Here is a 13,061-nt window from a genome sequence, read left to right on the forward strand (position 1 = left end):
GAACAAGAAAAACTTATTTCTTTTTCTGCCTTATTAACATAAGTCAGTCCATGTATTTCTAATACTTTATTTTAATAAGACAGTAAGAACAAAAAGCCATTTTTACAATAAACAAAGATGATCGTCATCTTGTTATTTATCGAATACAAATTCAGGATTAATGGTTACAGGATTTTTCATGACAAATAGCTTCTTCTGGATCATCGAAAAAAGGGGAGTCTTGAAAGCAACAGATACGATGTATGGTCGGATCCCTTTCACAAATTTTGACGAAGTAAAAAACAAATTTCCCATTCGCTCTTGAATTTGGTGAATTTCCTCAATCTCCTCACTTCGAATTTCTTGGACTCTACATAGAACTTTAGCTGAGACATCACGTTTTTGCAGTGCATCCCAAATAACATCAGCCGCCACAACTGCTGTCGTTACTGCTAATGAAACTCCTATTGCTCCTACAGGAGATGAACAATGAGCAGCATCACCGATCAGCAAGCAGCCATTCTTTGCCCACGTTTTAACCATATGATTTTTAGCTTGAAGTGGTACGAATGGTTTAAAGTCAACCAAAGATTCAGCAAATTCATAAAATCCTTTGTTAGCATGCATAATTTCTTGACGAAAATTTTCTATCCCTTGACGCTGTGATTCTTTCCATTCACCCCGTGGTAAAGCAATGCCTACTTGAAGTAAATCAGGGTATTTCGGCAATGTTATATAGCTGTGTCCCTCTGTAATTTTAAATCGTAATTCTTCTTCCCAATCAGAAGGCCGTTTTACACTGAACCAGATTAGATCACCAGGATAATGTTGATATTCTAATTCAAAACCACCTAAACGACGAATCGTGGAAAACCGTCCATCAGCTCCGACTACTATTTTCGCCTGAATTTCAAGCAGCTCTTTATTTTCCCGCTCAACAACCACTCCTGTCACAGTTCCATCCTTCTCGAGCAGTTTTTTTACCGGGGCATGAAACATCATATCAAACGTTGGATATTCCTTTGCTTTTTTGTACAGTGCTTGAAGTAAAATAGGCTGAGGAATCCAGAGAGCATAAGGGGCTTCTGCAATCATGGAAGTAAATTCAAAGTCACCTTTCTTTTTATCATAATGATAAAAAGCACCTTTCTTTAGCTTAGAATGAGGCAATTGTTCGATATACTCACGTAATTTCAATTGATTAAGCAATTGAATAAAACGGGGCTGAAGCACTTCTCCACGGTATTCACGATCAAAATTATCGTGGCTCTCCAACACGATTACTTGAACACCAACCTTAGCTAGTAATAAGCCCAGCATCATGCCCGCTGGTCCTCCACCAACAACAATGACTTCATTTTGTATTTGTTTACAAATCATTCTACATATTTCCTCCCCATATTCAAATACCAACATGGAATTATATGTAAAAAATTCGATATAATGCTTGCTTTTGTTATTCAAGAATATGGCCCTAAAATGAAAATAAGCGCTGATCCTTGTTTCAGGAAAGAGCCCTTTAATTGAACAACTAAAATCTAACCTTAATCATAATATCAATTAATTCTTCTTTAACTAACGCACCAATAGTTTAAGAAGAATTAAAGCTAATCCTAAATTATTAATAAACTTTTGTATCATTATTTATATTTTCAATTTTAATAAAATCGAACGCTGCTTCGTAGCCTTCTCCTTGCGGACTGCAAGCATAGATGCCAACTTTAATATTATCTATCTCTTCAACTAAGTGAGTCATTCTTATTTGACTCCACGAAATACCATCTAATGAGTAATCAACATAGTAATTGTTTTCTCTTCTAGTTATTCGATAAAAAAGTGAAGTCTGGTCTTCTGAAAATTCCTGACTAGACCAATCAGAATAACCTTGATTTGTTACAACAACACCTAATTTACTAATGCCATCTGGTATATATTCAACAGAAGTCTTTAACCAAGTATCACTTGAAAATCGTACCATTAAACCAGCTTGGTCGTATCTATTCTCTGGTTTAGATTTTACCTTAGTAGTTAATCTAAAGTCTCCGTTTACTTCATAGTACAAAAAATGTCCATTATCAGCTTGAAAACCATAATGTGTTTTTTGCCAAAAATCTGTTTGCTTGTCAGTTTTAATAATTAGGTTCGAGCCTTTGTAATTAAGTTTCCACTCTTTAGGTGGGGATAACCATTCTAAATTTTTATCTATTTCTGCATTGTTGAACTCCTCTATCAGTATGATGCTATCACTCATAATCGTCGCCACCTTTACTTGTAATTCAATCTTTCGGCATGAATATCATTGTGCGCTCCAATAATTTTTTATAAAGAATATAGTTATATTCTTTAAACTTAAATACAATCCCTTCAGTTAACTATTTCTTTATTAACCGAACAGAAAATCTTGTTAGGCTAAACTATCAGTTTTTGTTTAAGTGAAAATTTTCACTGTCTTTATTATAAAACTTTTAATCATGCGTTCTTCAACAATCTGGCCCTTTAATGGAATAACGTTACTTTTTAAATAGCTTTATTATAATGTTAAAAAAGGAAGCTAAAAATGCTGCATTTTAACATATTCACATAAGTCTACACCAATGTTTTGAAGGATAAATAAAAGCTAAGTTTCAACTTTCAATTAGGTTGTAACTTAGCTTTTAAAACATGTCTCATGTCTATGTTGTTTAAGAATTAAATTTTATCAAATTCTAATAACCTCATATAAACAAACAAATTGAATTTTTTTGTTTGATCATTTCTGTGGCCCTTATTCCATTAAATCACCCGAGATTGAATGTTTGCCTTACTCAACTGAGTACCTCTACAGTAAATCCGCCTGGGGCTTTAACATAGAATGTCCATCGATGAGCCATTTTGGGCGGTTTCACATCAAATCCATCATCCTTCAATCGTTGATTGATCTCGTTTACTCGTTCTTTACTCTCTTGAAAGAAGCCAATATGAAAGGACTTGGGGTAGTTGGCCCGGGTATCTTTCATCAAAGCTAGTAATAATCCGTCATCATCAGTCATTACAGCAAATGAATTGCTATTTATACTCTTGGTTTGCAATTCGAAATATTTCTCCAAGAACTCTCGAGCAGCATTAACGTCAGTGACCGTAAGATTGATATGGTTTAGTTTCATAAGGTACACTTCCTTTTCTTAGCAATAACTTTTCAAAACAGCTTTACAAAGCTAGATGTAGACTTCTTGCTTTGTCTCTCTATTGTAACGATTAAAATAGATTCAGAAATCGATAATTGGAATGAAGTTCCCTGCAACTTTAGATTGAAGTTAAGACTTCGGTTTATTGATTGAATTGTCCATTAAAGATAAAGTAATTTATTGTCAGGCTGCCCTTATATGCAAAACGGGCACTTATCCTTATTCAGGAATAGCGCCCGATCGTAATATAAGCTTAGCAAAATAAAAAATCACGCTCTGCGTGATTTTTTTATCGAACTTTTTGTTTACGCATCCACTGAGTAGCGACCCATTTTTCTCCTTTAACAACTGGAGCTCCACCGTGAAGGGTAAGGTCGTTAAGTTCGGTATTATTATAAAAATATTCAAAGTACACGGCCATTCCTTTTTTGGGAGATACGGAAAAACCTAACTTAGGAAAATAAGTTTCTCCACCTTCTTCGACATCATTTAAGTACATAATTAATGTACTAATGCGATTATTTTTAGATGCTTTGCTGGTAGAAGCAAAATAATCGTGATGTGCTTTATATTCTTGGCCAGGTAAGTATTTTAAAATTTGAAGTCCTTCAGCATATTCAATGGATGGACCCATTATATCAGATATTCTTATTTCAATTTGATGTACAAGTTCGTTTTCGCTTTCTTCAAAAAACATGCCGCTGCTCGTTCTAATGTTGTTTTCTTCACGTACAGCGCCGATTTTTGAGCGTTGCATTTTATCTTTTGATAGTTGTATGAGTTCGTCACATTCTTCGTTACTTAAGACATTCCCTAAAACTAGAACGAGAGGATTTTCTAAACGGATGACAATATCAATCTCTCTATCTTCTAATTTAATTTTGCTCCCCGAATGTTTAAAAATCGTTTGTTCTTTGGTCATTAAAGATGTATTATCTAGAATCATCTTTTATCTGCTCCTCAAAAGACTTATTTTTCTGAATATTCACCTTATCATATGAAAGCGGTTACCTATAAAGATTATATCATGTATGATAAGCAAATTCTGCTAGTAAAGTAAATAATAAAGAGGGATTTGGTGAAGAGATCAACTAGAAAAAACAAACATAAAGTTAGCTTTTTATATATTTATAAAATAATATAGTTTTAATGCAGTAGATAATGCGGGTTTAAAAGTTATTCAGCGTTTTCCAGCAGGAAGGTTACATACATTCCACCTGGGCGGATGCCACCGTTAATTGGAATGGACCTGATTTTGTTTTTAAAAATATATACAATCAACCAATTTCAAGCAAAAACCTTAGAGAACAAGTTAACCATTGATATATATTCTTCAGATGTCATAACTATATTCCTAAAAAAGTACCACGTCTTCCTTATGATCAAAAGCACCCACCCAAGTGAGGTTACTTGGGTCTATTTTCGTTTTAGGGTAATAATTTGCATTAGCTTGATGGGTATGTGGTAGTTCCCCTAAATGAGTACCGTCAGAAAAATGCGTATTTACTAAGATATAACTAGCCCAAATATTAAAAAATCCTAATTTCTCAATGTTTTAAAGGAGAAATTAGGATTTTATTACTTCACAATCGCGCCCTATTGTTGAAGATCTTATGTACTGTGTCTTGTTGAACGCACCAATTACTTTAATAAAAAATGTATCTACAAATACACTTAAAAGAATGTTACCAACTGCTATTCCAAGAGCACAATATAATTAGGAGTCCAATTCGCATATGAATTGGGCTTTACTAATTTTATTTTGGAAGCTTGGTCCTACCACTAGATGCACCGGTAATAATCTTGAATATTAGATATACTGTAAAACATTCCTCTCTTGAAATTTTTTATAAGAGCGTTAAATATCTAGTTTACGTGTACCCAGCGCTTTCACCATTTCAGGATCCCTATGTGAAAAGAACAGGCTTTCTTTCGTGTCTAACGATGCAATTCTTTCCATATCCTCTTGATATAATTCAAAGTCAAAGATATTGAAGTTTTCAATCATTCTTTCTTTGCGAACAGACTTTGGAATCACAACGACTCCTCTTTGCGTTAACCAACGTAAAACCACCTGGGCAACGGATTTATTATATTTCTCGGCTATTGATACTAAAGTTTCGTTCTGGAACATGTTGTTTCTTCCTTCGGCAAATGGACCCCAGGATTCGATCTGAACATTGTTTTCTTTCATGAAATTAGCACTTTCAATTTGCTGGCAGAAAGGATGTGTTTCAACTTGGTTTACGGCAGGAGTTACTTCATTGTGAATAATTAAATCAATCAGACGATCGTTCTGGAAGTTACTCACTCCGATTGCCCTAATTTTTCCCTCACGATACAATTCCTCCATCGCACGCCAAGAACCATACACATCGCCAAATGGCTGATGTATTAAATACAAATCTAAATAATCCAGTTGCAGTCTTTCCAGAGATTTTTCATATGCTTTCTTTGTTCGTTCATAGCCTGTATCCTGAACCCATAATTTCGTCGTAATAAACAATTCCTCTCTGGGCACTCCGCTTCGTTTGATGGCTCTTCCGACCGCTTCTTCATTTAGATAAGAGGCGGCGGTATCAATTAATCGATAGCCTGACATAATCGCATCGTAAACGGCTTGTTCACATTCATTGTCATCTCGGATTTGAAAAACTCCAAAACCGAGTATCGGCATTTCAACACCATTGTTCAAAATAACCTTTTGCATAAAAAATCCCTCCTAATTTTTGAAAATAAAGTGTATGTTATTTGCTCACTCTTTTTGCGTAATCAGAACCTGAAGGATATCGATCTCCTAAAACGTTTATCTCCTTGAGCGCATTGTTCAAATCACTCAGTTCCTCGGTCGTTAGGTCAACGTCTACAGCGCCAATATTTTCTTCCAGTCTCTCCAATTTACGAGTACCAGGAATCGGAACAATCCATGAATTCTTGGCAAGTACCCATGCAAGCGCAATTTGAGCCGGTGTTGCGTCCTTCTCTGCAGCAACATTTTTAATAAGGTCAACTAAAACCTGATTCGCCTCAAGATTCTCCGATTGGAAGCGAGGCTGCTTGCTGCGAAAGTCGTCGCTTCCGAATGTTGTATTTTTATCAATGGTTCCAGTTAGGAAACCTTTGCCCAATGGAGCAAATGGAACAAAGCCAATTCCTAGTTCTTCAAGAGTAGGGAGCAATTCAACTTCAGGGCTTCTCCACATCATTGAGTATTCACTTTCAACTGCAGTAAGTGGTTGAACCGCATGTGCACGGCGAATCGATTCCACCCCTGCTTCAGAAAGTCCCCAATGTCTGATTTTACCTTCCTTGATTAGGTCTTGTACGACTCCAGCCACTTCTTCTATTGGCACATTTGGGTCAACGCGATGCTGATAATAGAGGTCAATCGTTTCGATTTTTAGCCGTTTGAGCGAGCCTTCAACCGATTTTCTTATAACCTCTGGTTTGCTATCAAGCACCTGCTTACCATCCACCATCTTTATTCCAAATTTAGTAGCGATGAGTACTTTCCCTTTGAATGGAGCAAGTGCTTCACCTACCAATTCCTCATTGTGATGATTCTTCCCATAAACTTCAGCAGTGTCGAAGAAATTAACACCGCGTTCAACCGCAGCATGGATTAAAGAAATCGCATCTTTCTTTTCTGGTAGCGGACCAAAACTCTGGCTCATTCCCATACAACCTAGCCCAATTGCAGAAACTTCTAGACCACTTTTCCCAAATTTACGCTTTTTCATTTTTTTCTTCCTCCCTTTTTTTAACTATTAGATGGTGCAACTTAGTTGCTTCACTAGAATTAGTAGCTAATCCCATATATTTCATTTGGAATCGACGACAAAGACGGCGTATTACATTTGTAATATAAGGAATCGCATGTTCAGATTTCGTGCCTTGAATTAATAAATAAACACGTTTTCCTGCTAATGGGGCAAGCTGATGAGAGTTAGCATGTAAATTTTCCATGTGTTATTCATGGTGATTTATCAACTCCCTTATCTATAATTTGATAGTTCTATGTTGAAAGCAAAGATGTGCAAAGGCTTGCTTCCTTATTATGCAACAATTGAAATCACTACTGGTATAACAATAGTGCCAGATGATTGCCTAATCCTCTCACAACCATTTACTCAAAAAGTGACTCGCATTATAATGAGACCATCAATGATAAAGAAACCAAAGGAGGATAATATGTTTGAACAATTATATAAACAAAGACTTGAGCTCACCAAAATCATAGAGCGTAACATAGGAAAGGACGGCACTCATGTCACTGATATTCCGTCTTTATTTTTCTCTCGTTATTCGAATGATACTGGACCAAAATACGGAGTTTACAAGCCTTCCTTATGTATTGTCGTGCAAGGGATGAAGGAGATATTTTTGTCACAGGAGCGTTTTCAGTATGGTCCTGCCGATTACCTTGTTGCATCGGTTAACTTGCCAATTACCGGACAAGTCACTGAAGCCTCTTCCGAAGTTCCTTATCTGGCTCTAAAACTTGAACTTACACCAAGTCAAATTTTAGAGGTGTTACGTGAATTTGAAATGGACGAGGACAAGAAGAAAAATCCCAAACGAGGAATGTATGTTAGCAAAATAGAACCGCCTCTGCTTGACGCAGTGACAAGGTTAGCGCGACTCCAAGATTATCCGAAGGATATCCCGGTACTTGCTCCTCTCATTATGAAAGAAATCATCTACAGGGTTCTGCAAGGAGATCATGGAGAGATGCTAAAACAAATCGCAATAAAGGGAAGCTCTGCCAATCAAATCAGTGACGTGATCGAACATATTATAAATAACTATGCTCAGTCACTTCGAATTGAGGAGCTTGCGGAAATTGCAAATATGAGTGTTTCCTCGCTTCATCGGCACTTTAAAGAGGTAACAGCAATGAGCCCAATTCAGTTTCAAAAACAACTGAGGCTGCAGGAAGCTAGAAAACTGTTATTATCCGAGTCAATGGATGCCACTGAAGCAGCATTCCGGATAGGCTACGAAAGCCCCTCGCAATTCAGCCGTGAATATTCCCGTATGTTTGGTTTACCACCAAAAGAAGATATTAACCGCCTGAAAGCGATATATGTATAAAAAAATGCATTAATCCAGAATCGGATTAATGCATTTTTTTACTGTTCTTTAAATGTCCTAGCAGCTCTATCATGCTTTTGAACAAATTTCAAGACATAATATGCCCCACTGATATATATTCCCATGATGGATAGATGATCTATTAAAAATCCTATGGAAGACTCTTCATAGTTCCAACCAAATGGATTATATACGGTTAACTTGTAATGCATATCTCTCTCGAATGAAGCCAGCACGCCATAGACAACTATCAACACCGCTATGACTACCCCCAAATAAAAAAATCCCCTACTCAGCAGCAGGGAATTTCATCACTTTCACCATCTATTCAACACAGTAAAATTCCTGGTGTTTTAAACTCGGCCATGTCGAAAAGGATATTAGCTGCTTCTTCTAATCCGTCTAGATGAGGTTTGCTATAATAATAGGAATTAGCGTGGACAAATTTTAACGTGTGCAAAAAATTCAATATTTATTTAAAATAGATAGAGGGAAAGATTCAATTTTTTATAGGACCCTTCTGTATGTATACAATTTTCTTAACATTAATATAACATTTTAAATGGAAGAATGGTCACGTATTCATTAGTAACTGAAATTATTACAAAATGAGAGATTGACTCTTGTTTAAAAAATAGGTAAATATCAGTACAAAAGGTAAATCATTTAAAGGTGATAAGGGGGATTTAATTGAGTTTATATAATGAAACAACAACAATTGATAAAATAGTTGCTATTAAAGATTCTTTACCGAAAAAACAAAGACAGTTATGCGATTATATTCTAAAAAATCATCAGTCAATAGGATTGATCACAATTAAAGAGCTTTCCAGTAATGCCAAAGTTGGAATTTCAACTGTGATGCGTACGATAAATGCCTTAGGGTATGAAAATTTTAATGACTTACGAAAAGATATCTATGATGAATCGGTTCCTTCCGTCTCAAAATGGACATTAAAGAATTCTTTAACTGACATTCAAAATGAAGGAGGGAAAAGTTCAACTTTAGTGCAAACTTGGAAAGAATCAGTTAATTTATTAAACAAATCATTAGATTCTAATTTAATGGAAAATTTTGAAGAAGCGATTGATGTCATTTTAAAATCAAGTTATATCAATGTTTTGGGTACTAGACCGTATAAAGCAACCGCCTTATATTTTGAACAGTTGCTTGGAGAATTCTATCCTAGGATAAGGCAACTAAGTCATGATACGGAAGTGATTTATGACAGGATTTTGCAACTTGAAAAGGATGAAATTTTAGTTGTTTTTGCATTTGAACCATACACTAATCGAATTATCGAAGCAGTTAAGGTGACCTATGAACTTGGCAATAGCATTATCTTAATAACAGACCATATCTCATGTCCAATTATTTCATATGCGTCTGTAACGTTGAAAGTAGAAGTTAGTAAAAAACAATTTTCAGTAATTCCAATTATTGCATTGATAGACTCATTAGTAATTGAAATTGGTAAACGGACATCAGAAGAATCGATTAAAAAGTTGAAGAGACTTGAAAAAACACTTAAAGAAAAGAATATAACGTTCTCCTATTAAAACTAGAAAAACACATTTTTTTATCCAAGTTGAAGAAGGAGTTTAAGCTATGAAAAAAAAGCTGACTCGAAATCGTTGTCATTCAACGACCTGATGAGTCAGCCTTTTGTGCTGTAATCTTCTATCCATTTACTAATACTATTAACAAATCTCCTGTTTGGATGCTTTCTCCATTAGAAACATGGATTTCCTTCACGGCACCGCTAAATGGTACTTGAACAGTTGTTTCCATTTTAGGTGGTCACCTTTATTTACCTTTTCCCCTTTCTCTACAAGGACCTTAATAACAGTTCCAGGCATTGTTGCGCAATTTGCTCCTCATTTCCTTTATCAGCTTTCACCTTTGTCACAATAGTTGATTTAATACTTTCATCCTGTATAAATCCTGTTGATTTATACAAATATCATCCTTTGATTTCAATGGACAATTCATCAGGAACCAATGTTTTCTTTGTAGACTTTTTGGATGTAATAATGACAGCTGCAATAACAAGAATGATCCCCATGTATTGCCACAAATTTAACTTTTCCTGAAAAATCATAAATCCAATTAGGGATGCAACTACAGGTTCTATCGTGGCAATTATTGATGCTGTACTTGATTCTATTTTGTTTAGACCTTTTGTATACAAAAGGAAGGGTAGCATTGTTGAGAGAAAACCAAGACCTATTACATAGAACCAGACTTTGATATCTGAAAACAAAGGTATTACGTTCCAGATTCCACTAAAAGGAGTTACTGCAATTGCTGCGAACAAAAAAGTATAGACAGTAATAGTTAAAGAGTGATATTTTTTTAGTGCAAATTTGCCAAATATACTGTAAAGCGCATAAAAGAGACCTGATCCAAGTCCGAGAATTAATCCATATAATGAAATTGTTTCATTATTATTTGGCAGTATGCCAATAACAAATGAACAACCGATAAATGTTGTAACTAAAGCTATGACCTTTTGTGATGACAGAGATTCTTTAAAAATTAGTCTCGAGAAAATCGTTACAAATGCAGGTGCTGTGTAAAGTAGAATTGATGCAATGGAAATAGATGTTTCTTCAATTGCACTAAACAAACACCAATTAAATAGAACAATACTAAAAATCCCAGTTCCGATAAAATATTTACTATCAGATACTTTAATTCTAAATAGCTGTCGATTCTTTATTATTACATAAAACACCAAAAATATAGATGCAGACAAAGCACGAATGGCTACAACCTGTGTTGGTGTAAAACCTAGTTCATAAAAATATGTGACAAAAATACTAATAATCCCCCATAAAGCTGCCCCTGCGCCTATATATAGTATCGCAAATTTGTTTTCCAACGGTCTATTCCTCCCCGCTTAAATACCAACAGATAGTTGGTATTTAGATTATAGCGTACTACACTGCGGATAGTCATGAACATGCCGGCCACAGCATTCATTGTATACAGAAAAATAAAACGTATTCCCCATTAAAATCCTCCTACTTATTCAGTCGAATATATGACCGGTATGTTAAAACACCGAAATATTGAATAACATAACGTAGCTAACTGAGAGCAGGCCTCCTTAAAAACAGAAGAAACTATTATTCCGCCACTTCCTTTTCTAAGGCAGCATTAATTTCTATCACGCCTCCTTTTTTAGAGCAGTATTTTTTCCTTTATCAGAACTCAAAAGGTAATTCTTTTTCTTCAGCAGATTGCCACCAATGCGAAAGTTTTCAAGGAACAACCACAGCATTGGAATCGACATCAGCAATCCTCCCAGATTCAACAGACCCTTAACGGAATCAGAACCTCCAGAAACCACTAGAAGGTAAGAGACTGTAGTCACAATAATTCCCATTAAAATTTTAATCTTTGTAGGTGGTTCATCATCAATCTGCTGGTCACGAACACATAGAGTAGCGAGTACAGAGCTCATGGGATCGGCCAGAGTTACAAAGGAAAAGATAACGGTTACAAGGAAAACTATTTGAATGAAAGTACCGCCGGGCATATTACCAAGAACCTGGTAAATTGTAGTCTGCATTCCGAACTCCTGTACAGCAGCCCAGACATCTACTAGACCAGAAGACTGCACCTTCATAATCATACCGGCAAAAATCCCAATCCAGATGATACAAAAGATAGATGGCACAAGTATGTTAAACAACAAAAATTGGCGAACAGTTCGCCCTTTTCCCAGGCGAGCCAAAAACATTCCTATAACAGGAGCATAGATTATAAAGGCATTCCAGTAAGTAATCGTCCACTCATTCGGCCACTGATCCTCGGGCACCATCGTATTATTATAAGTAATCTTGCTCCAGAAATTATCCATGATATTACCAAAAGCTTCAGTGCTGATTTTACCGATAAACTGGGCGTCTCCAAAAATCAACACATATCCTAATAAGAAAAAGAACAGCATCATGGTGATGGATGAAATTTTCGTCAGTCCCTTAGAGATACCAGTAACACAGGAGATGATAAAAAATGCACCAACAAATATCGAGATGAGCAACCAGACCATATTCCCTTGTGTTATATGAAATACACTTTGAATACCGGCACCTATCTGAAGAAGACCAGCACCCATGGAGTTAGAAACTCCACTGGCAAGAGCATAAACAGCAAATACCTGTACCACGGTGGTCAGCCAAAAAATCTTACGATTAAAACTATGCTCTACAAGTGAACCAAAGGAAAGACTTTTCTTATAATTATAAGTCAGCAGAGCGAATGCGAGACCGCATAAAGCATACATGGCGTACTGAACGAAGGACCAATTAAACATTGCCTGACTGACTGCGAAAATTGCAGCCTCCCGGGAACCGGCCTCTACACCGGCAGCTACAGGCGGTGTCATAAAGTGGTAGATTGGCTCTCCCATGGCCCAGAACAGCAGGCCAACACCAACGCCTCCACAGATGGTGATGGAAATCCATTGCCAGGTAGTGTACTCCGGCTTTGCATCCTCACCTCCGATACGAACGTCCCCATACTTAAATATCACGAAACAAATTGCAAAAATAATGGACAACACAGATAAAATATTAATCCACCAACCAAAATTATCTCCTACCCAATAAATAGTATTATTAAGGACCGTACCAAGCTTTTCTGTAAAAAACATACCGAAAAGAATTTCTACCGTAAGAATAATTATAGCTGGGATAAATACTGCCTTATAAAGTCTATATGTTTTTGCATTTTCTCTCATATATTTCTTCTCCCTCCCTATATTCAATATATTCTTGTAGATAAAGTTTCTCCCCCCTTACCTTCTTATTTCT

General features: G+C 36.0%; 12 protein-coding genes and 1 pseudogene. 2 read left to right on the forward strand and 11 right to left on the reverse strand.

The window, feature by feature from the left end; all coding sequences use genetic code 11:
* Positions 1 to 132: 132 nt before the first annotated feature.
* From I7822_RS06330 to I7822_RS06360, 7 genes are all read right to left on the reverse strand, one after another.
* Complete coding sequence (locus tag I7822_RS06330) at positions 133 to 1,359, reverse strand: FAD-dependent monooxygenase (protein WP_207976129.1); 1,227 nt, start codon at positions 1,357 to 1,359, stop codon at positions 133 to 135.
* A gap of 241 nt (positions 1,360 to 1,600) precedes the next feature.
* On the reverse strand, positions 1,601 to 2,230 hold the full coding sequence (locus I7822_RS06335) for a DUF1349 domain-containing protein (protein ID WP_207976131.1): 630 nt from the start codon (positions 2,228 to 2,230) through the stop codon (positions 1,601 to 1,603).
* 553 nt (positions 2,231 to 2,783) lie between these two features.
* Positions 2,784 to 3,122, reverse strand: a complete 339-nt coding sequence (locus tag I7822_RS06340) for a VOC family protein (RefSeq protein ID WP_207976133.1) — start codon at positions 3,120 to 3,122, stop codon at positions 2,784 to 2,786.
* Positions 3,123 to 3,432: 310 nt separating this feature from the next.
* Positions 3,433 to 4,089, reverse strand: a complete 657-nt coding sequence (locus I7822_RS06345; protein ID WP_207976135.1) for a 2OG-Fe(II) oxygenase — start codon at positions 4,087 to 4,089, stop codon at positions 3,433 to 3,435.
* Positions 4,090 to 5,001: 912 nt separating this feature from the next.
* A complete protein-coding gene (locus I7822_RS06350) occupies positions 5,002 to 5,853 on the reverse strand; it encodes an aldo/keto reductase (RefSeq protein ID WP_207976138.1) in 852 nt (283 codons plus the stop codon).
* 37 nt (positions 5,854 to 5,890) lie between these two features.
* Positions 5,891 to 6,883, reverse strand: coding sequence for an aldo/keto reductase (locus I7822_RS06355; RefSeq protein WP_207976140.1), 993 nt, complete (start codon positions 6,881 to 6,883; stop codon positions 5,891 to 5,893).
* On the reverse strand, positions 6,870 to 7,109 hold the full coding sequence (locus tag I7822_RS06360; protein ID WP_207976142.1) for a hypothetical protein: 240 nt from the start codon (positions 7,107 to 7,109) through the stop codon (positions 6,870 to 6,872). Before I7822_RS06360 ends, I7822_RS06355 begins: the two co-directional genes overlap by 14 nt.
* A 225-nt stretch (positions 7,110 to 7,334) precedes the next feature.
* Between I7822_RS06360 and I7822_RS06365 the strand changes: the two genes are divergently transcribed.
* Positions 7,335 to 8,237, forward strand: coding sequence for an AraC family transcriptional regulator (locus I7822_RS06365; RefSeq protein WP_207976144.1), 903 nt, complete (start codon positions 7,335 to 7,337; stop codon positions 8,235 to 8,237).
* Between the two features lie 38 nt (positions 8,238 to 8,275).
* On the opposite strand, the gene I7822_RS06370 is transcribed toward I7822_RS06365, so the two are convergent.
* Complete coding sequence (locus I7822_RS06370) at positions 8,276 to 8,512, reverse strand: hypothetical protein (RefSeq protein ID WP_207976146.1); 237 nt, start codon at positions 8,510 to 8,512, stop codon at positions 8,276 to 8,278.
* Positions 8,513 to 8,927: 415 nt separating this feature from the next.
* Between I7822_RS06370 and I7822_RS06375 the strand changes: the two genes are divergently transcribed.
* Entirely contained in the window at positions 8,928 to 9,797 is an 870-nt protein-coding gene (locus I7822_RS06375) for a MurR/RpiR family transcriptional regulator (protein ID WP_207976148.1), read from the forward strand.
* Positions 9,798 to 9,918: 121 nt separating this feature from the next.
* Here I7822_RS06375 and I7822_RS06380 read toward each other — a convergent pair.
* The 3 genes and pseudogenes from I7822_RS06380 to I7822_RS06390 form a co-directional block, all read right to left on the reverse strand.
* Positions 9,919 to 10,177 (reverse strand): annotated as a pseudogene (locus I7822_RS06380) (biotin/lipoyl-containing protein); the annotation flags it as partial.
* Between the two features lie 24 nt (positions 10,178 to 10,201).
* The gene (locus I7822_RS06385; RefSeq protein WP_207976149.1) at positions 10,202 to 11,122 is read right to left on the reverse strand and encodes a DMT family transporter; all 921 of its coding nucleotides are present in this window, start codon (positions 11,120 to 11,122) and stop codon (positions 10,202 to 10,204) included.
* Between the two features lie 288 nt (positions 11,123 to 11,410).
* Positions 11,411 to 12,988, reverse strand: coding sequence for a BCCT family transporter (locus I7822_RS06390; RefSeq protein ID WP_207976151.1), 1,578 nt, complete (start codon positions 12,986 to 12,988; stop codon positions 11,411 to 11,413).
* Positions 12,989 to 13,061: the final 73 nt, after the last annotated feature.

The sequence above is a fragment of the Metabacillus bambusae genome (assembly GCF_017497975.1).
Lineage (GTDB): Bacteria > Bacillota > Bacilli > Bacillales > Bacillaceae > Metabacillus > Metabacillus bambusae.

What these genes read in the sequence shown, in the direction of transcription:
- I7822_RS06360 (WP_207976142.1), bottom strand. Translation starts at nt 7,109, where the DNA reads ATGGAAAATTTACATGCTAACTCTCATCAGCTTGCCCCATTAGCAGGA.
- I7822_RS06390 (WP_207976151.1), bottom strand. Translation starts at nt 12,988, where the DNA reads ATGAGAGAAAATGCAAAAACATATAGACTTTATAAGGCAGTATTTATC.
- I7822_RS06365 (WP_207976144.1), top strand. Translation starts at nt 7,335, where the DNA reads ATGTTTGAACAATTATATAAACAAAGACTTGAGCTCACCAAAATCATA.
- I7822_RS06330 (WP_207976129.1), bottom strand. Translation starts at nt 1,359, where the DNA reads ATGATTTGTAAACAAATACAAAATGAAGTCATTGTTGTTGGTGGAGGA.
- I7822_RS06335 (WP_207976131.1), bottom strand. Translation starts at nt 2,230, where the DNA reads ATGAGTGATAGCATCATACTGATAGAGGAGTTCAACAATGCAGAAATA.
- I7822_RS06350 (WP_207976138.1), bottom strand. Translation starts at nt 5,853, where the DNA reads ATGCAAAAGGTTATTTTGAACAATGGTGTTGAAATGCCGATACTCGGT.
- I7822_RS06345 (WP_207976135.1), bottom strand. Translation starts at nt 4,089, where the DNA reads ATGATTCTAGATAATACATCTTTAATGACCAAAGAACAAACGATTTTT.
- I7822_RS06355 (WP_207976140.1), bottom strand. Translation starts at nt 6,883, where the DNA reads ATGAAAAAGCGTAAATTTGGGAAAAGTGGTCTAGAAGTTTCTGCAATT.
- I7822_RS06340 (WP_207976133.1), bottom strand. Translation starts at nt 3,122, where the DNA reads ATGAAACTAAACCATATCAATCTTACGGTCACTGACGTTAATGCTGCT.